13 protein-coding genes are annotated in these 14882 nt (G+C 51.8%); all 13 read left to right on the forward strand.

Annotated features, from left to right (window positions below; genetic code table 11):
* The first annotated feature begins 145 nt into the window (after positions 1-145).
* The 13 genes from BM412_RS07275 to BM412_RS07335 all read left to right on the forward strand — a co-directional run bounded on the left by BM412_RS07275 (position 146) and on the right by BM412_RS07335 (position 14872).
* Entirely contained in the window at positions 146-2392 is a 2247-nt protein-coding gene (locus BM412_RS07275; RefSeq protein WP_091220263.1) for a DEAD/DEAH box helicase, read from the forward strand.
* On the forward strand, positions 2389-3789 hold the full coding sequence (locus tag BM412_RS07280) for a ribonuclease H-like domain-containing protein (protein ID WP_091215718.1): 1401 nt from the start codon (positions 2389-2391) through the stop codon (positions 3787-3789). Before BM412_RS07275 ends, BM412_RS07280 begins: the two co-directional genes overlap by 4 nt.
* Positions 3786-4607, forward strand: a complete 822-nt coding sequence (locus BM412_RS07285) for a TIGR01457 family HAD-type hydrolase (RefSeq protein WP_091215721.1) — start codon at positions 3786-3788, stop codon at positions 4605-4607. The genes BM412_RS07280 and BM412_RS07285 overlap by 4 nt, the downstream gene beginning before the upstream one ends.
* 15 nt (positions 4608-4622) lie before the next feature.
* Positions 4623-5450 (forward strand): Fpg/Nei family DNA glycosylase, encoded by an 828-nt coding sequence (locus tag BM412_RS07290; RefSeq protein WP_091215723.1) that lies wholly within the window; start codon positions 4623-4625, stop codon positions 5448-5450.
* Positions 5423-6298 (forward strand): deoxyribonuclease IV, encoded by an 876-nt coding sequence (locus BM412_RS07295; protein WP_371264728.1) that lies wholly within the window; start codon positions 5423-5425, stop codon positions 6296-6298. The genes BM412_RS07290 and BM412_RS07295 overlap by 28 nt, the downstream gene beginning before the upstream one ends.
* Positions 6295-6609: a cyclic-phosphate processing receiver domain-containing protein gene (locus tag BM412_RS07300; RefSeq protein WP_091215729.1), complete on the forward strand. Its 315-nt coding sequence runs from the start codon at positions 6295-6297 to the stop codon at positions 6607-6609. The genes BM412_RS07295 and BM412_RS07300 overlap by 4 nt, the downstream gene beginning before the upstream one ends.
* Positions 6610-6655: 46 nt before the next feature.
* Entirely contained in the window at positions 6656-7435 is a 780-nt protein-coding gene (locus tag BM412_RS07305; protein ID WP_091220265.1) for an ABC transporter ATP-binding protein, read from the forward strand.
* Positions 7435-8451, forward strand: a complete 1017-nt coding sequence (locus BM412_RS07310) for an SAM-dependent methyltransferase (protein ID WP_177245695.1) — start codon at positions 7435-7437, stop codon at positions 8449-8451. The genes BM412_RS07305 and BM412_RS07310 overlap by 1 nt, the downstream gene beginning before the upstream one ends.
* Before the next feature lie 83 nt (positions 8452-8534).
* The gene (locus BM412_RS07315; protein WP_091215734.1) at positions 8535-10175 is read left to right on the forward strand and encodes a serine/threonine protein kinase; all 1641 of its coding nucleotides are present in this window, start codon (positions 8535-8537) and stop codon (positions 10173-10175) included.
* A gap of 54 nt (positions 10176-10229) precedes the next feature.
* Entirely contained in the window at positions 10230-11792 is a 1563-nt protein-coding gene (locus BM412_RS07320) for an ABC-F family ATP-binding cassette domain-containing protein (RefSeq protein ID WP_091215736.1), read from the forward strand.
* A 131-nt stretch (positions 11793-11923) separates the two neighbouring features.
* Entirely contained in the window at positions 11924-12622 is a 699-nt protein-coding gene (locus BM412_RS07325; RefSeq protein ID WP_091215739.1) for a response regulator transcription factor, read from the forward strand.
* Positions 12619-13974, forward strand: coding sequence for a HAMP domain-containing sensor histidine kinase (locus BM412_RS07330; protein ID WP_091215742.1), 1356 nt, complete (start codon positions 12619-12621; stop codon positions 13972-13974). Before BM412_RS07325 ends, BM412_RS07330 begins: the two co-directional genes overlap by 4 nt.
* A gap of 34 nt (positions 13975-14008) precedes the next feature.
* The gene (locus BM412_RS07335; RefSeq protein ID WP_091215745.1) at positions 14009-14872 is read left to right on the forward strand and encodes a carbon-nitrogen hydrolase family protein; all 864 of its coding nucleotides are present in this window, start codon (positions 14009-14011) and stop codon (positions 14870-14872) included.
* Positions 14873-14882: the final 10 nt, after the last annotated feature.

Genomic DNA, 14882 nt, shown 5'->3' on the forward strand with positions numbered 1-14882 from the left:
CAAGCGGAGTTTACCCCGAAGCCGTCCGATCGCATGCTGCGAGAAGACGGCTTCTGACGTTTGTTAAAAATAGGGCTTTTTTTATTTTAACGCAAGCGGTTATAATGAGGGGAACAATCGTTCTATCACGGGGGTTATCAATATGTTGCGCAAGAAAAATCTTTCCGATCTCATACAGGAATTACGAGCAAACGAGAATGTCATCAACTGGCACGAAGTTGAGCCTATAGAAGCAAGAACAAGACCCATGCCCGAAAGTGTCGATGCAAGAATTAAAGAGGCATTAGCCAGAAGAGGAATAGAACAGCTATACAGCCATCAGTACACCGCCTACGAAACCATTCGCAAAGGCGAGAATATGGTCGCTGTCACCCCGACCGCATCGGGAAAAACGCTTTGCTATAACCTCCCCGTACTCCAATCTATTGCGGAAGACGATGCTGCTCGGGCGTTATATCTGTTCCCTACCAAAGCACTGGCGCAGGATCAGAAGAGCGAGCTGAACGAAATTATCGCCGAAATGGGCATCGACATCAAGAGTTTTACCTATGACGGTGACACATCCCCGGAAATTCGCCAAATCGTAAAGAATGTTGGCCATATCGTCATTACGAATCCGGATATGCTTCATTCCGCCATTCTTCCGCATCATACGAAATGGATCAGCTTATTTAGCAATCTCAAATATATCGTCATCGACGAACTGCATACATATCGAGGCGTCTTCGGCAGCCATGTATCGAATGTCATTCGCAGACTGCAGCGGATCTGCAAGTTTTATGGCAGTGATCCGATATTTATCTGCACGTCGGCTACAATCGCAAACCCAAGGGAGCTGGCCGAACAGCTTACAGGTAAACCCATGCGTTTGGTAGACGATAACGGGGCGCCGAGGGGAAGAAAACATTTCGTGTTTTATAATCCTCCCATCACTAATAAGCCGTTAAATCTTCGGAAAAGCGCAACGGTAGAGGTAAACCAATTAGCGAAACAATTTCTGGCCAATAAGGTGCAGACGATCGTATTCGCCCGCAGCCGAGTCAGAGTAGAACTCATTCTAAGTCATCTTCAGGAATTAGTGAAAAATGAACTTGGCGGAAAGTCCATACGGGGGTATCGGGGCGGCTACTTACCCAACCAGCGTCGCGAAATCGAACGTGGACTAAGGAATGGCGAAATCGTAGGCGTCGTGAGCACGAATGCGCTTGAGCTTGGCGTAGATATCGGGCAGCTGCAGGTCTGCATTATGTCGGGGTATCCCGGCAGCGTCGCCAGCACTTGGCAGCAGGCAGGACGGGCGGGTAGGCGCCATGGCGAGGCTTTGGTAGTGATGGTTGCCAGCAATACGCCGATCGACCAGTATATCGTGCAGAATCCGGATTATTTCTTCGAACGATCCCCGGAATCGGCACGAATCAACCCGGAGAATCTATTGATTTTGGTCGACCATTTGCGATGTGCGGCATACGAGCTTCCGCTCAAATTGGGAGAGGAGTTCGGCCCATTAGAGATTACCGATATTTTGGAGTATCTGGTCGAGGAAAGAGTGCTTACGCAAGCCGGAGGGGCATTCTACTGGGCCAATCAGTCTTTCCCTGCCCATGAAGTAAGCCTGCGCTCCGCGGCACAAGAGAATGTAGTCATCATCGACCAATCCGAAAGAGGAAATGTAAAAATCATTGGCGAGATGGATCGATTCAGCGCCATGACCCTCTTGCATGATGAAGCGATTTATTTACATGAAGGCGTGCAATTCCAAGTCGAGAAGCTGGATTGGGAGCATAAGAAGGCCTATGTACGGGAAGTGGATGTAGAGTATTATACGGATGCCAATCTGGCGGTTAAACTTAAGGTATTATCCATAGATTTATCGAAGAAAAGACCGATGACTTCCATTCATTACGGCGACGCGGCCGTTAATGTTATGGCTACCATGTACAAAAAAATCCGTTTATCGAGTTTCGAGAATATCGGATATGGCCCCATAAAGCTGCCGGAGGAAGAGCTGCATACGAGCGCGACTTGGGTCGAGATCAACGAGGTTGACCCTACGATTGAAACCAAAACGCTGGAGCAGCTGCTAATGGGCATAGCGAATGTTATCCGGCATATCGTACCTGTCCACGTCATGTGCGACCGAAGCGATATCCATGTCATTTCGCAGATTAGGGCCGAACATTCGCAGCTTCCGACGATTTTCATCTATGACCATTATCCAGGCGGTATTGGGCTGGCGGAAGATGTCTACAAGCGATTCGATGACATAAAAGCAGCAGCGAAGAATCTCATTCAGAAATGCCCTTGCGAAGCGGGCTGTCCTTCTTGTATCGGCACCGAAATCATTGGCATGAACGCGAAGAAAAAATCGCTGTTCATATTGGAGGGGTTATGAGCGGGCTAAGAGATCGACTGCTGCGATTGAAGAACGCGCAAGTTGCTCAAGAGGAGCGACTGGCTGGTATGGTTGCTCACTCCGAGTCCTCTGTTATCGCTGAAGGTGAAGAGGGAGCTCTCATCCATGGTGAAGATCAGGCACCTGTTGCAACTGTCGGTGCTGTCTCGGACGCAGCCGTCGATGATGACACGTTATCTTCGGAGTGGGATGAGCTGGGCGTGCGCATTGTGCAGTCGACGGAAGGCGCATTTCTGGTACGGGAAAGCCGTTATCCGCTGTCGCATAAGCACGGGATTCATGAGCTGATCGAGCTCTCCGAAGCTCAAAACCAGCTTGATGCTTTTCGCAAACCCGATTCCGCTGATCTTGGCTATACGAATCTGCTGTTTCTTGACTTAGAAACTACCGGACTCGGAGTCGGAGCGGGGAATGTCCCTTTCATGGTAGGGCTGGCATATTTGCAGGATGATGTTTTCATTGTCGAGCAAATGCTAATTCGTCATCCGGCAGAGGAACGGGCGATGATCGGCTATTTATGCAACTTGCTCCCCAGCTTCACCCACTTAGTAACCTATAACGGTCGCACCTTCGACTGGCCGGTCTTATACAATCGATTTATTCTGAACGGTTTTCGTACATTCAAGTGGGAGCCCATCCATATTGATTTATTGCACCCGTCCCGGTCTGTTTGGCGTAACACGCTTGTCTCTTGCCGGTTGAGTCACGTGGAAGAAGAACGTCTTGGAATTACAAGACTTGATGATGTGCCGGGTTCTCTCGCGCCGGCGATCTATTTTCAATATTTAGCGGACAGAAAGCCGGAGCCGCTGCTCGGCGTCTTTCAGCACAATGAAATCGATATGCTTTCACTGGCTGCGCTTGCGATCCGGTTTGGCCACTTGCTCGGCGGCCGAATAGGAACGGGAACGGTTCCGATGCCGGAGGAAGCGGAGGAACTGCTGCGAACAGGGCTGTGGCTGGAGAAAATGGGAAAATCGGACCTTGCCGAGCCGCTGTATGCCGCGGCTGCCGAGCATCCTCGTCCAACGCTCAAAGGCTTGTGTTTACTGGCGGAACGAGACAAGAAATGTGGAAATTGGCAGCGTGCTGTGGTATTGTGGCAGAAGGCTGTAGATGAAGCGGCACAAGCGGCTTGGCCGGATTATGAGGCGCATATTGAGCTTGCGATGTATTACGAGCACAAGACGAAGCAGCTGGATGAAGCGCTGGAACTGGCCGAAACAGCATTCTCGATCGCTCAGCGACGCCTAACGGGCTCGCGAATGAAGGGAAATCGGCGCACTGAGCTTGATTTGCTTCGCAAACGGATTGACCGTTTACGTATAAAGATCAACAAAATAACAGAAGCAAGCAGAAGGAGTGGACATTCATGAGCGTCAATACGCTTCGCGGTCTGCTCATCGATTTGGACGGAACGATGTACCATGGCGGCATTATGATTCCGGGAGCAGATGCTCTTATTGCTGCGCTGCGGCGGTTAGACATTCCATTCTTATTCGTCACGAACAATTCTTCCGCAACGCCCGAGGCTTTCGCTGACCGGCTAAGTGCTATGGGAATTCAGACGAATCCATCAGAAGTATGTACTTCCGCGCAAGGTGCTGCGGCCTATATCGCCGAGCGTCAACCAGGTGCGCGAGTCCATGTCATTGGAGAGCATGGGCTGCGAACGGCCCTGCAGGATGCCGGTTTACTGCTGGTAGACGAAGAGCCGGATATCGTCGTGCAAGGCATTGATAAGCAGCTTACTTACGATAAAGTAGCCAGAGCGGTCACGTTTATCCGCGGCGGCGCAAGCTATATTTTGACGAATCCGGATTTGCTGGTACCAGCAGAACATGGCTTGGTGCCGGGCGCGGGTTCGATCGGTGCCATGCTAAGAGCGGCTTCCGGTGTTGAACCCATCGTGATCGGCAAGCCGTCGGCCATCTTAATGGATTTCGCGCTGCAACGTCTGGGGCTTCATGCATCCGAGACTTGGATGATCGGCGATAATCCGGCTACGGATATCGCAGCGGCGCAAGCGGCAGATTGTCCGTCGATCCTTGTTTTAACCGGGCTCGCAACAGGCGACAATTATAAGGAGCTGCTTGCGGCAGCCGGCTGTGAGGCTACGGTCATTATCGATAACTTACATACATTGCAGCAGTTTATAGGCGATCAGCTGGCAAGTGGTCAGCAGAGCCGTTAGGAAGGAAGAAGCACGATGCCGGAATGGCCGGAAATGGAACATTATCGCAAGTTGCTGGCGGAGCGAATCTCCGGTCAGCCCATTATGAATGTGCAGGTTACGCGTCAGAAATCGATCAACGTGCCGGTGGAAACCTTCGAGCAGGAGCTGGTCGGGAGAACCGTTTGGTTCGTGGAGCGTCGCGGCAAAATGTTGATTCTGCATCTGGATAACGGAAAACGGCTGCTGCTGCATCTGATGCTGGGCGGTATGATTCGGTATGAAGCACGCGGCATCGATCCCGAGCAGCGCACGGACCGCACGGTTCAGGTTACGATCGGGTTTCCGCAAGGGGAGCTGTGCTTTATCGGATTGCGCCTCGGATACATCCACCTGCTGACGGTTAAGGAAACGATTGCTCGCTTAGCAGATCTTGGACCGGAGCCGTTCGACAAGTGGCTGACGCTGGAGAAATTCAAGGAGCGCTTCAAGGGGCGCAGAGGTTCCCTGAAGACGGCACTTGTGGAGCAGCGCGTTATCGCGGGCATTGGCAACTGCTATGCAGATGAGATTGCGTTCGAAGCGCGAATTCGCCCGGATGCGAAGCTGTCTGCGATTGAGCCGGAATCGTGGGAGCGTATCTACAACGCTATGCATAAGGTGCTGCAGTCGGCACTAGCGCATGGCGGATATATGGAGATGCCGCTTACGAATGAGGATACCGTTACCGGCGGTTACAATAATCATTGCCTCGTGTATGATCGCGGCGGAGAGCCTTGTTTGAACTGCGGTGGTACGATTGTGCAGGAAGAAATCAACTCGCGCAAAATGTTCTATTGTCCGGTTTGCCAGAAGGACAGGTAGACACGATGCGGACCGGATTTCATGTTTCCACTAAGGGCGGTTACAGGGAAGCGGCAAAGCGAGCGGCAGCGTACGGTGCTGTCGCTTATCAATATTTTCCGAAAAATCCGCGAAGTCTTTCTGTCAAAGAGATCGACTACAGTGAGGCGAAGCGGTGTGCAGCGTTCTGCGAGGAGCGGGGGATTGTTTCCATTGCCCATTCCCCTTATCCGACGAATATTGCCTCAGAAGATGCAGAGCATCGCGCGAGAACGGTGGAATCGCTGCTTAATGATCTCGCTATTGCGGAAGCTTGCGGTTCATTGGGGGTTGTGGTTCATTTTGGCGTCTATAAAGGACCGGATCCTCTTGAGGGCTACCGTAATGCCGTACTGACGTTAAGCGCGATTACTTCGCAGTGGAACGGCAAAGCTAAGCTGCTCATCGAGAATCAAGCCGGTGATCACACTTTCATGGGGACTACGATGGAGGAGCTGGCTCAAATTCGCAGCTTATGCGCGGATCCGCACAAAATCGGGTTCTGCCTGGATACTTGCCATCTCTTTGCCAGCGGCGTGTGGGATGGAAGCGCTGACGCAGCATGGATGGACAAAGCGCAGGAGCTTCGCGTGATTTCAGAGCTGGTTGCCATTCATCTGAATGACTCCGTCCATCCAAGCGGGGAGAAGAGAGACCGCCATGCGAGAATCGGCGAAGGCTATATTGGCGAGGCCGGCTTGATCTGGCTGCTGCGTCATCCGCTGCTGAAGCAAGTTCCGTTCGTGCTGGAGACCCCGTCCGGGGAAGATGGTACACACCGGGATCAGCTGGAGCTGATCCGGCGGTTAGGAGGGGAGAGCGAAGCATGATCAACGTGTATTTAGACGATTATCGGCCTTGCCCACAGGGCTTCGTTCTTGCAAAGACGGCTGCTGAATGCATCCTTCTGCTGCAGCATGAGGAAGTGAATATCCTCTCGCTCGACTTCGAGCTTGGCTGGGGGCAGCCGAATGGGCTTGCCGTTGCCGAATATATCGTAACGAGCGGACGTTATCCGCGAAGATGTTACTTTCATACGTCCAGTCTTGCAGGCAGACTGCAGATGGTACATTTATTAACTCAGCATGCACCGCTGGACATTCAAATTCATAACGGTCCAATGCCTGCAGAGAGCAGGTAGCGCAAATCTACTTCATGTGAACTTCTGGGAGGGAAATACCATGAACATGATTACATTGCAAGATATCACGTTTCGCCGCGAAGAAAGACAAATTCTTGATGGCGTTAATCTTCAAATCAATAAAGGCGAGCACTGGGTAATTCTGGGCCGAAACGGTTGCGGAAAAACAACGCTACTGGAAATGATGACCGGCTACCAGTTCCCTTCTTCGGGAACCGTGGATGTACTCGGCAATCGCTTCGGGGAATGCGATGTGCGGGAGGTTCGTAAGCAAGTCGGTTATATCAGCCAATCGGTTATTGAGAAACTGACACTGCGCGATCCGGTATGGGAAGTCGTTGCGACAGGGGAGTACGCGTTTCTGCGTTTCTATCAGACAATCGATGAAGAGGTACGCCAGAAAGCGCTGCGGCTCTTAGATGAAGTGGGCTTGCTGTACACGGCAGATCAAACACTGGCTACGCTCTCGCAGGGTGAACGGAAAAAGGTGATGTTGGCACGCGCGCTGATGTCCAATCCGAAGCTGCTGATTATGGACGAGCCTTGTGCGGGCTTGGATTTATATGAGCGCGAGAAGCTGCTGATCGATCTTAACCGACTTAGCGAGCGCGATATAACCGTTGTGTACGTGACGCATCATATGGAAGAAATCATACCGCTATTTACTCATGTGGCGTTGGTACAGGACGGACGCATCGTAGCAGCGGGTCCGAAGAAGGAAGTGCTTAGTCCGGAGTGGCTAAGCCGTGCGTACGACTGGCCGGTGGCCGTAGAATGGGCCGATGACCGGCCATGGATTCGAGCATTATCAGGAGGCAAACAGTAGTGAGTCATTGGATTGGAACAGCTAATCATGGTTTTGCGTCGCTTGCAATGGAAGAGCTTCGTAGGCAAATTAACGGCATTAAATTTACGCAGCTTATCGCAGGCGAAGTATTCAAGATGGAGGTTCCGTTAAGCAAAGAAGAGATGCTGGATCTCATTCAGACGAATGAACCGATCTTCTTAAGACATATTCAGCCGATTGACCGCACATTGCCGATCCACGGCAATGCCGACGACTTGCAGGCGCTTTCGGAGCTGATACGGAGTGCGAGAATGCGCTGCGAAGAAGGGACAACGGCCATTCATCTGAGACGGCTGGAAGGAACGCCGTTTATCTATTCCGCTGCCGATACAAAGGCTGTGCTGGATGCTGTCATTATGGAGCTGGGCGGAGAGACGACGATGCAATCGCCCGATCACATTTTCTCCATCTTTGCGGCTGCCGAAGAACTATACGTGGGGTGGGGGACTCCATCGGAGCAGCTGTCGGATTGGCCCGGCGGTGCGGTTCGTTTCCAACGGGAAGAAGGACAGATCTCGCGGGCGAAGTTCAAGCTGCTTGAAGCGGAGCGAGCGTTCAAGGTCTACTTCGAAACCTTCCGCGAAGCGCTCGACATCGGTGCGGCTCCCGGCGGATGGACGCATCTGCTGCTTGAGCGCGGATTGCGCGTGACGGCGATCGACCCAGCAGAACTGCATCCGACGCTGTCGGCATATCCGCGTCTTACGAAGATGAAGAAGAACGCGTCCGATGTTAACTTCCCGTCGAATACGTTTGACTTGCTCGTATGCGATATGAGTTGGAGTCCGATGCAGATGGCGAAGCTTGTGCTGGAGAAAACCGAAGCGCTGACAGATGGCGCGACAGCGATCATTACGATTAAGCTGATGCATAAGAAACCGCTGCAGACGATCCGCGATGTGATCTCGAAGCTGGAAACCGCATTTGAGCTGAAGAAAGCGAAGCAATTGTTCCACAATCGCGATGAAATTACGTTATACTTAGTGAAACGGTAGAACCGGGAAAGCATCCCGAATGAACAGACAATGTCTGTGCATTCGGGATGCTTTTTTGCATTTTGCCTTAGGGAGGCTAGTGGATGAGCACAGCAAACGAGAAACAAGAGCTGCTTAAAGATGGCTTTATGATCGGAGGTCGATATCGCATTGCCGGATTAATTGGCAGAGGCGGCATGGGTGAGGTTTATGCGGCCGAGGATCTGCGCTTGCATGGGAAACTTCGTGCACTCAAGATCGCCTCAATCCACAAGCTCGAAGGGGTAGATGGGGCAGAAGAGGCGGCACTGCTGATGCGTTTGAATCATCCCCATTTGCCTCTTATTGTGGATTATTTCCCACTCGTCGAGGAGCTGGGCTGTGAAGTTGTCGTTATGGATTACATCGATGGGATTACGCTTCAAGCATACCTGACATCTCAAGGCGGCGTGATTCGTCCCCCAGACATCGTGGCAATCGGAAGCCAGCTGTGCGACGCCTTGCACTATTTGCACAGCCAGCATCCGCCGATTATTCATCGGGACTTAAAGCCGACGAACGTGATGATGGACTGCGGCGGTTTTGTGCGATTAATTGATTTCGGGATCGCCAGAGAGTATAAGCCGGGCCAAGCTCAAGATACGGTTATGCTTGGAACGCCGGGCTTCTCAGCTCCGGAACAAGGAGGGGAATGCCAGAGCGACGCGCGTACGGATGTATTTGGCTTAGGAGCTTTGCTTTACTACTTGCTTAGCGGAGGCAAGCGGTACAGGACGAATGAGGGAACCGGTACATCGAGACGTACTGGTTTACCGAGCCATGTACCCATCAAGATGTCCGAAGTATTATACCGCATGCTCGATCCAAACCCAGTGTGCAGATACAGCTCCATGATGGAGGCTAAGCATGCGCTTGTAGACTGCTTAGGCGACAATCCCGCCGCATCGCACCGCAGGATCGGTCAAACTGAGCAACTCCGGAACAATCGCAGCCAAACCATCATGATCGCGTCGCTGTCACCCGGCGCAGGCGCGACCTTCACAACCATCACGCTGGCACATTTACTCGAGCGACAAGGCATCTCATGTACAGCGATTGAGCATCCGGAGCTTGAACCGGAATGGCATGCCTTGTTATACACACCGGAAGCCCAGCGACGGCTTCGATCGGCAACTCAACAAACGTGGCAAGGCCAATATCGAACGTTTCATTCGCCGTCTAAACATATTAAATGGCATGCACTGGAGGCGGATAGGCGCCTATCTGCAGCTGCTGAGCCAACGCTTAAATATCGGCTGCTGTCAGAAACAGCAGATTCGCCTGTCGTTCTAACCGATATCTCCGGCAAATGGCTCACGACCAATGAATTAACGTTGGCACTGACGGCATGCGATGCTTTGATTTTCGTTGTTGATCCGTCCCCTTCTAAATGGACACCGCAGCGACTACAAGCGGCGGAACGCATTTGCTTCGAACGTTCGAAGGCTCGTCTCAGCACCTATTGGGTGGCTAACAAAGATATGCCATTTCGCAATCGCAGCGAATGGTTGGCCGCCATTCCGGAGAAACCGATGTGTTCCGTTCCTCTGCTGCCGGCGGATCAACTGGCCGATTTGCTCTGGTCAGGCAAGTGGGCCACGTCCCACAAAAATTGGCTAAGCCTGCTGGAACGTGCCTTTCAGCCTATTTTGCAAGAAATAGTTGGGGTATCCCGGCACATTCCGGCACATCCTGTGATACAATGAGTTGCGAGCGCAGCAATTAAGGCGCTTAATTATCATTGGAAAGCGAGCTTGAACATGAGTTTATTGACGATAGAGGAATTATCCCATAGTTTCGGAGATCGCACGTTATTCAAAAATGTATCCTTCCGGCTGCTCGCCGGCGAACGTGTCGGCCTGGTCGGCGCGAACGGTACGGGCAAGTCGACGATGATGAATATTTTAACCGGTAAATTGTTAAAGGACAGCGGGAAGGTTGAGTGGACGCCTCGCGTCAGATACGGATATTTGGACCAGCATACGAAGCTTGTTCCCGGCAAGACGATTCGCGATGTGCTGAAAGACGCGTTTCTTCCCCTGCTGGAACTGGAGCGGGAGCTCAATGATATCGCGGGCCAAATGGCAGATGCCGATCCCGATCAGCTTGAGGTGCTGCTGGTTCGAATGGGCGAAATTCAAGAGGAACTTGAAATCGGCGACTTCTATTTGCTTGATGTGAAGGTCGACGAGATGGCGAACGGACTCGGTTTGAGCGTCATTGGTCTCGATCGGGATGTCGCATCGCTAAGCGGCGGACAGCGTACGAAGGTACTGCTTGCTAAGCTGCTGCTGGAGAAGCCGATGGTGCTGCTGCTCGATGAGCCGACGAACTATTTGGACGAAGAGCATATTGCATGGCTGACGCACTACTTGAAGAACTATCCATACGCCTTTATTCTTATTTCCCATGATACGGGCTTTATGAACGAGGTCGTGAACGTGATTTATCATTTAGAGTTCACGAAGCTCACTCGTTATGCCGCTAATTACGAGAAATTCTTGACGATGGCGGACATGAACAAGGCGCAGCATATCGATGCTTATGAGAAGCAGAAGGAATACATCAAGAAGCAGGAAGAGTTTATTCAGAAGAATAAAGCACGTGCTTCGACCAGCGGCAGGGCAAAAAGCCGTGAGAAGCAGCTTGACCGGATTGAGCGGATTGAGAAGCCGGAGGAAGCTGCGAAGCCTACCTTTGTGTTCAAAGAAGCACGCACAAGCGGCAAAACCGTCTTCGAAGCGACGGGACTGACGATCGGATACGGCACCAAACCGCTGCTTCCGCCAATGAACATGCTAGTGGAGCGGGGAGACAAGATTGCGATTGTCGGCTGTAACGGCGTAGGTAAATCGACCCTGCTGAAGACGATTCTGGGCAAAATCGATGCGCTTGACGGCACGATCTACCGCGGCGATTATTTGTTCCCTGCGTATTTCGAGCAAGAGGTGAAAGCGCCGAATTTAACGCCGCTGGATGATGTGTGGAACGAGTTTTCCAGCATGAATCAGCATGAAGTACGCGCGGCTTTGGCACGCTGCGGCTTGAAGAACGAGCATATCACGCGCGCGCTGAACCAGCTCAGCGGCGGTGAGCAGGCGAAGGTTCGTCTGTGTAAGCTGCTTATGCGCGAGAGCAATTGGGTCGCGTTCGATGAGCCGACCAACCATTTGGATATTCACGCGAAAGCAGAACTCAAACGCGCGCTGGCGTCCTACAAAGGGACCATAATCCTGGTTTCCCACGAACCTGATTTCTACGAGGACTGGGTAACGAAGGTATGGGATGTCGAACAATGGTCGATGCAGCACGCAATGAGCTAAATAGGTAGAGAACAGAGCCGCCAAGCTTAGGATTGGCGGCTTTGCTGCTTGCAAAGGCGCTTTTGCTTCTTTATGATAGTGGGAACGGGCTAGTCCGTTTAAGTCTATAACAAAGTGGGTGTACAGCGAGAATGAACGAACGCATTCTTGTCATCGAAGATGAGGACGGCATTGCACGGGTTCTTCAGCTTGAGCTAGAGCATGAAGGGTATTCGGTCGGTCGTGCCGCAGACGGCAGGAGCGGACTTGAACAAGCCAACAACGGCGAATGGGATATGCTCCTGCTCGACGTGATGCTTCCTGAACTAAATGGAATTGAAGTGCTGCGCAGACTGCGGCAATCCGGCAATCAAATCCCAATTATTCTATTAACGGCACGTGACACGATTCCGGACAAGGTAAGCGGTTTCGAGCATGGCGCCAATGACTATATTACCAAACCGTTCGCGATGGAAGAGCTGCTTGCGCGAGTTCGGAATTTGCTGCGGATCTTCCAGCAGCAGCCGAAGGAGACGGAGAGTCCGGATGTGCTGAAGGCCGCCGATCTCTCGATCGAGCTGCGCACTCGCAAAGTCTTCCGCAAGGATCTGGCGATCGAGCTCACCCCGCGTGAATTCGAGCTGCTTGTTTATTTGGCGGAGCATCGGAATGAAGAGAAGTCGCGAGAGGATATTTTGTCCGAAGTATGGGGTTACGACTTCATTGGCGAGACGAATTTAGTGGATGTATACATCCGTTATTTGCGCCAGAAAATCGATAAAGGGTACAGGCATAAGCTCATCCACACGGTTCGTGGCGTCGGCTATATGCTCAAGGAGCCGGATGCATGACGCTGCGCAGACGATTTACGTTTTTTACGATTTTTTGGCTTATATTTATACTGATCCTGTTTAACATTTTCGTTTATTTATTTGTGATTAAAATCACGATACGCAGTGAGGATCAGCTGCTGACGAATAAAGTCAATATCCTGCTGGAAGACCCCCGGATCGTCGACCCTACGCAGCTATCCAATGGGGAGCTGCTGCGGGATTTCTATAACATCAGCGAGCTCATACGCATCGTTGATCGAGGCGGCAGAACCGTGAACTCGCAGGGCTCTGACTCCGAGCTGCTTGCGCTAAAGTCGGAATTTTCGAGTCAGCATGATACGGGGATGTTCTTTCTGGAAGGCCGCCGAGTGCTGTACATGAAGGTGCCGCTCTTCCATGACGGCCAGGTGATCGGAACGCTTGAGCTGTACCGTAAGCTGACGCTGCTGGACAGCTACTTACAGGTTCTGGTCATTGCGTTGACCATTACCAGCATCGGAGCGATCTTGTTCGCCATCTTCGGTACCTATTGGTTTACTTCGAGATTAACATCGCCGATTCAGCACATGGTGCAGACGATGAGGGAGATTGACCGCAGCGGGAAGCTGCGACAGATCGAGCTCGCTCAGCGCGATCAATCCGCTGAGCTGCTTCAGCTTGCGCGCGCCTTTAATCAGATGATCGACCGGCTGGATCGTACGTTCGAGCGGCAGAAGCAGTTCGTTGCCGATGCCTCGCATGAGTTAAGAACACCGGTAACGGTTATTACCAGCTATGCGGGCATGTTGAAAAGATGGGGACGCGATGACGTCAACATTCGTGATGAAGCGATTGAAGCGATCAGCAAGGAATCGCAGCGATTGCAGAACTTGACCAAATCGATGCTTCAGCTGGCGCAAGCCGAGCAGGAAGATTGGCTCAATTTGGAAAACTTCAATCTCGTGCAGCTGACGGATGAAACCGCGGATATGCTCCATATGACCTTCCAACGCATGATTCGCGTACATACCGGCAAACAAGATGTTCGCATGATCGGAGATAAGGATAAAATCAGGCAGCTGCTTGTCATCCTCATTGACAATGCAATCAAATACAGCAAGGATCCAATTGATGTTACCCTTGGGGCGAATAAAGGCGTTATCCGGATATCGGTCTCGGACAAAGGAATGGGCATTCCCGAGGACGAAATTCCGCATTTGTTCGAGCGTTTCTACCGCGTAGACAGCGCCAGAAGCCGATCTACCGGCGGTGCCGGACTAGGGTTGTCCATCGCCAAACGGATTGTGGATTTGCATGAAGGTCAAATCGACGTATTCAGCAAGCCTGAACAAGGCACGACCATTTCGATTGCGCTGCCATTGCGCAAATAATTATTTTTCAAAGCTTACAAAGGCGGGGAGAACTATGGGGAGTTTACGTGTCTGCGCTGTCCAGTACAAGCTGGCAGATATCGAGCGCTTCGAGCAATTTGCCGATCAAATTCGGCACTATGTTCGGAATGCATCTGAATATGGCGTTCAATTTATTTTGTTTCCGGAGTTTTTCACGACGCAATTGCTCTCCATCGGGGACGATGAGGGACGACCATTGTCGATTGAAAGACTGCCTGACTTTACGGAACGCTATATCGAACTATTTCAATCACTTGCAGCGGAATATCAAGTGCACATCGTTGGCGGCACGCATGTCATCGATGCCGGAGGCGGCATGCTGAACAATGCTGCGCATCTGTTCTACCCGAACGGCCGTGTGGAGCAGCAGGCTAAGCTGCATATGACGCCAACCGAACGCGAGGAATGGAATATGTCGCATGGCGAATCCTTGCGCGTATTTGATACCGAGCATGGCACAATCGCGATGCTTACTTGTTACGATATCGAATTTCCGGAAGTGGTCCGGATGGCCCGGGCGAAAGGGGCGGACATTATTTTCTGTCCTTCCTGCACCGATGATCGACATGGGTTCTACCGAGTTCGCTACTGCTGTCATGCAAGGGCTGTCGAGAATCAAGTCTACATTGTGACGACAGGAACGGTTGGGTCGCTGCGCAAAGTCGATTTTATGCGAGCTAATTACGGTCAAGCAGCGGTTATTTCTCCAAACGACATTCCATTTCCTCCTGCCGGCATCATGACAGAAGGCATCATTAATGATGATATGCTTGTTGTCGCTGATCTCAATGTTCAGCTGCTTCATGATGTGCGTGCTGCCGGATCGGTGACGACTTGGCGCGACCGCCGCACCGATTTATACTGCGACTGGTCGTAAGCGTGCGATA

This window comes from Paenibacillus sp. BC26, from assembly GCF_900116125.1.
Taxonomy (GTDB): Bacteria; Bacillota; Bacilli; order Paenibacillales; family Paenibacillaceae; genus Paenibacillus_Z; species Paenibacillus_Z lignilyticus.